This window comes from Bradyrhizobium sp. 2TAF36 (assembly GCF_052114925.1).
GTDB classification, from domain to species: Bacteria; Pseudomonadota; Alphaproteobacteria; order Rhizobiales; family Xanthobacteraceae; genus Bradyrhizobium; species Bradyrhizobium barranii.
In genome coordinates this window covers 1-4,532 of sequence record NZ_JBFRFR010000194.1, presented here as the reverse complement: position 1 = coordinate 4,532, position 4,532 = coordinate 1, and the positions used below count along the sequence as shown (strand labels likewise).

At 66.7% G+C, this 4,532-nt stretch carries 4 protein-coding genes; 1 reads left to right on the top strand and 3 read right to left on the bottom strand.

The genetic code is table 11. The features are described 5' to 3' along the window. From AB4Z51_RS44370 to AB4Z51_RS44360, 3 genes are all read right to left on the bottom strand, one after another. A partial coding sequence (locus tag AB4Z51_RS44370) for a uracil phosphoribosyltransferase (protein ID WP_441499716.1) occupies positions 1-125 on the bottom strand: 125 nt, incomplete at its 3' end. A gap of 252 nt (positions 126-377) precedes the next feature. Beyond that, positions 378-1,616 (bottom strand): URC4/urg3 family protein, encoded by a 1,239-nt coding sequence (locus tag AB4Z51_RS44365; protein ID WP_085399835.1) that lies wholly within the window; start codon positions 1,614-1,616, stop codon positions 378-380. A gap of 7 nt (positions 1,617-1,623) precedes the next feature. Then, positions 1,624-2,880, bottom strand: coding sequence for a GTP cyclohydrolase II (locus tag AB4Z51_RS44360; RefSeq protein WP_028159520.1), 1,257 nt, complete (start codon positions 2,878-2,880; stop codon positions 1,624-1,626). A gap of 388 nt (positions 2,881-3,268) precedes the next feature. Between AB4Z51_RS44360 and AB4Z51_RS44355 the strand changes: the two genes are divergently transcribed. Continuing rightward, the gene (locus tag AB4Z51_RS44355) at positions 3,269-4,396 is read left to right on the top strand and encodes a threonine synthase (protein WP_085399836.1); all 1,128 of its coding nucleotides are present in this window, start codon (positions 3,269-3,271) and stop codon (positions 4,394-4,396) included. Positions 4,397-4,532: the final 136 nt, after the last annotated feature.

The window sequence follows — 4,532 nt, the reverse complement described above, 5'->3', positions numbered from 1 at the left end:
TAGCACAGCAGCATGCCGATCTCCTTGATCAGCTCGCGGAAGGACTTGGTCGAGATGGACTTGTCCCGCACCAGCGTCAGCTTGTGCTGCACCAGCGGATGATCGACGATCGTGACGCCTTCCATGAAACGCTCCTAACGAAATGCACTTGGGTGAAACGCGACGGGCCGTTGCTTCTTCCCTTCTCCCCCTGTGGGAGAAGGTGGCATAGGCGGCCCTTGGGCCGCCGTTCTTAAGAACGCCGATGCCCCGCATCGGCTACGGCGCCGGATGAGGGGTCTCTCTCCACGAACTCCAATGAGAGATGCCCTCGCGGAGACAACCCCTCACCCGGCTTCGCTTTCGCGAAGCCACCCTCTCCCACAGGGGGAGAGGGTTTAGAAAACCGTGCCGTCGCTGATCACCTTGAGCGGCGGCGCGCCGTCCGGCCGGCGCGCGAAGGCGATGGCGCGGCCGGCGGCCCAGCTGCCACCTTCGAGAATGCTCGCGAGGGGCAAGGTCTCGGGCGTGCGGCCGAGCCTGGCGCGGATGCTGCCCGCAAGCCGGTCGAGCAGCGCGACGGTGAGCGCGCGCCATTCTACGACGAGCAGGGAATCCACCGCATGCGCGCGCTCGGCATCGGCGGCGTCGCGCAGGCGCAGCACCTCGTGATCGACGAACAGGCCGCCATTGCGGTATTCGGCGAGGCCGGTGAGGCCGTCGATGTCGGTGACGTCAAAGCCGGCGCGCTGCAGCGGTTCGATCAGCGAATAGCTCAGCCATTGCGACAGCTTGTGCAGGGGTACGAGGCCTGCCGTTCCGTCGTCCGCCCCGATCGCCGGATGACGCCAGCAATCGCCGAGCGGAATCCCGGCGAGCTCGAGCCGTGACGGCCAGATCGGTCCAAGCTGGTTCAGCACTGCGGACAGGATGGCGGGCGCGGCGACCGCGCCCCCCACGGCCTGTGCCGCGATGTGATCGAACAGGCCGCCTGGCCGCGGCGTATCGTGCAGGCCGAAGATGTCCGCGCGCTCGGCAACCAGCTTGCCCAGACGTCGCAGCAGATCAGTGCGTCCGTCGAGACCGAGCAGCGGATTGGCATCGCTCGCCTGAAAGGCGGAGGTGAGGGAGGCGAGCGGTAGTTTCGCCAGCACGTCTGCATCGGCCCTGAACGGCGCACGCGCATCGCCGGAGAACAGGCCGCCTGCAAACATGTCGAGGCTTGCGATGGCAAGCCCCTCCGATCGGCCGATACTTTCGCCGGTCACAGCGTCGCGATAGCGCCACGTGGCTCCCGCACCTGCGTCGAGCAGCACGCTGACAATGGCGAGGTCGAACTCGGCGCGCGCACGTGCCGCGCGATCCGGCCACGATGCGACGTTGGCAAGCCTCGCCCAGCGATCGACGCCGCCGAGCACGAAATGCCGCCAGCGGGCATGGAAGGGAATCTCCAGCGTCGGATAGGCCTTGCGCGTGACCGCGATCACGGCCTCCGCGACGCCGTCCATGCGGTCGAGGTCGATCGTGAAGTGCCGGAGCCCGCCGGCGAGGCCGATCTCGAGCATTTTTGCGGCACGCGCGCGAACCGCTCCTGCGCTGAGCAGGGAGCGGGCCTGTTGTTCCAAAGCCTCCGCCATCGCGCGATCAGTACTTTTCCAGCGAGCGCCCGACCACGCCGTTCACGTCCTTCTCCGGCGCGATGTCGGTCGAGTAATAGCCGGCAGCCTTTTTCGCGGCGATCTCGACATAGGCGTCGGCCGGGATCAGCTCCGGCGGGATCGGCACGCGCTCGACGATGTCGATGCCCTGCGAGGTCAGCGCGTCATGCTTCATGTCGCTCATCGACAGGAAACGGTCGATGCGCTTCAGGCCGAGCCAGTGGATCGTATCCGGCATCAATTGCTGGAAGCGCGCGTCCTGGACGCCGGCGACGCATTCGGTGCGCTCGAAATAGGCGGCCGCCGCGTCGCCGTCCTCCTGGCGCTTGCGCGCATTGTAGACCAGGAATTTGGTGACCTCGCCGAGCGCGCGGCCTTCCTTGCGGTTGTAGATGACGAGCCCGAGCCCGCCCTCCTGCGCGCCGCGCGCGGATTCCTCGATGCCGTGGATGAGATAGGGGCGGCASGTGCAGATGTCGGAGCCGAACACRTCSGAGCCGTTGCAYTCGTCRTGCACGCGGCAGGTGATCTTGGTGCGGTGGTCCGGAAGTTTTGTCACATCGCCGAACATGTAGACGGTGGTGCCGCCGATCGGCGGCAGGAATACCTTCATGTCCGGCCGGGTGACCAACTCGGGGAACATGCCGGCGGTCTGCTCGAACAGCGTGCGCCGCAGCTCGGTCTCGCCGGTGCCGAAGCGCGTCGCAAGGCCCGGCAGGTACCAGACCGGATCGATCGCGATTTTCACCACCGACACGCTGCCATTGGCGTGCACGACCTCGCCGTCGGCGCGCAGCCGTTTTGCGGCGAGCGCCTCGCGGATCTCCGGCAGGTCGAGCCGCGCGCGCGTCACCGCGATGCTCGGCCTGATGTCGACGCCCTCGGCGATGTCCTTGCCGAAATTCTCCGCGACGAGATGCCCCCAGGGATCGAGCGCGACGATCTTGTCGGGATCGCGCCATTGCTCGAACGGCCCGATGGTCGCGGCCGGAAAGGTGTTGGTGAGGTCGGGCCGGCGGATCGGATCGAGCGCGCCGGCGGACACCGCGAGCGCCCGGTACATGGCGTAGGAGCCGCCATGGCTGCCGATCACGTTGCGATCCCCAGCGCGCGATACCGTGCCGATGATCGGCCCCCGGGTGCGTGCGTCGGCTGCGCCCCAGTGAATCGGAAACGCGGCCTTTTTGCCCGGCTCCGGATGGGAGGTCAGGCGGATGTGATCGGTACGGTTCGCGCGGCTCATGTCCAGGCTCCCAAAAAGCCGACGGCCCGCCGCTCGGACGGGCCTGGCTCACTTGCGTTGCCGGTGCCGAACACCGGCGACGCGAGCTCAATCCAACATATTGTAGCGGCTGGCGACGACAGACAAGTTAATGGTTCCCCGCCGGGCAGGCGACCCTGGCCAAATTCCCGTCACCGACGGGCAGGTCCGGCTCGCCTGGATGCCGCTCCTTCGCCCCGGCCGAACCTTGCTATTCGATCCGCGCGATAGGTCTAAGGATTTGAACTAGTTATATTTTTTATGTTTTCAAGAGGGCGGCGCGGCGGTTGCGCCACCGCGGTGCCGTGGACTGGACCAGACCCACATAATCGGACAAATCGTATAGATCGCCTCTCGCCTGGAGACTGCCATGCCCACCGCCAGCTACATCGACCCCCGTAACGGACGGCTCTATCCGCTGGACCAGCCGCGCTGGTGCTCGGACGAGCGGACGCCGCTGCTGGTGACGCCGGGACCAGGCATATCGCGCGCGGACATCGACGGCGCCACGCGCTCGCTCTGGCGCTACCGGGCGGCGCTGCCGGTCGAGATCAAGAAGCCGATCACGCTCGGCGAAGGCTGCACGCCGCTGGTCCAGCAGGACTGGGGCGATTTGCGTCCGTTCTTCAAGCTCGAATGGTTCAACCCGACCGGCAGCTTCAAGGATAGGGGCTCTTCGGTGATGCTGTCATTCCTGCGGCAAATCGGCGTCGACGCGATCCTGGAGGACTCCTCGGGCAATGGCGGCTCGTCGATGGCGGGATTAGGTGCCGCCGGCGGCACGCGCGTGAAGATCCTGGCGCCAGCCTCGACGTCGCCGGCCAAGATCGCGCAGGTGCGCGCCTATGGCGCCGCGGTTCAACTCGTCGAGGGGCCGCGCGAGGAGTCGGAGGCCGAGGCCATCCGCCAGTCGAGCCAGACCTTTTATGCCAGCCACAATTGGCAGCCGTTCTTCCTCGAAGGCACCAAGTCGCTCGCCTATGAAATCTGGGAAGACCTCGGTTTTCGCGCGCCCGACAATATCATCGTTCCCGTTGGCGCCGGCAGCAGCCTGCTCGGTTGCGCCTTCGGTTTCCGCGAGCTGTTGAAAGCCGGGCAGATCGCGAAGCTGCCGCGCCTGTTCGCGGCGCAGCCGCTAAACTGCTCGCCGATCGATGCAAGCTTCAAGGCGGGTGTCGACACGCCGGTCGCCCGCGAGGTGAACAAGACCGTCGCCGAAGGCACCGCCATCAAGAATCCGCTGCGCCTGCGCGAGATCATCGGGAGCTTGCGCGAGAGCGGCGGCGGCACCGTTGCGCTGACCGAGGACGAGATCGTCGCCGCGTTGCGGCGTCTTGCGCGGCAGGGATTGTTTGCCGAACCGACCAGCGCCAGCGCGGCTGCTGCATTGGAAAAACTCTCCGCGGCGGGATCTATCAAGGCGAACGAGACCACGGTTGTGGTCCTCACCGGCACGGGCCTGAAGGCTGCGGCCACGGTTGCTGATCTCGTGCAGTAGAGGCGGAGGAGGCGTTCCGCTTACCCTCCCCTGGAGGGGGAGGGTCGGCTCGCGGCGCGTCAGCGACGTGAGACGGGGTGGGGTGAAAGTCTCTCCACCGAAGCGCTGCCCGTGTGGAGAGATCCCCCCACCCCCC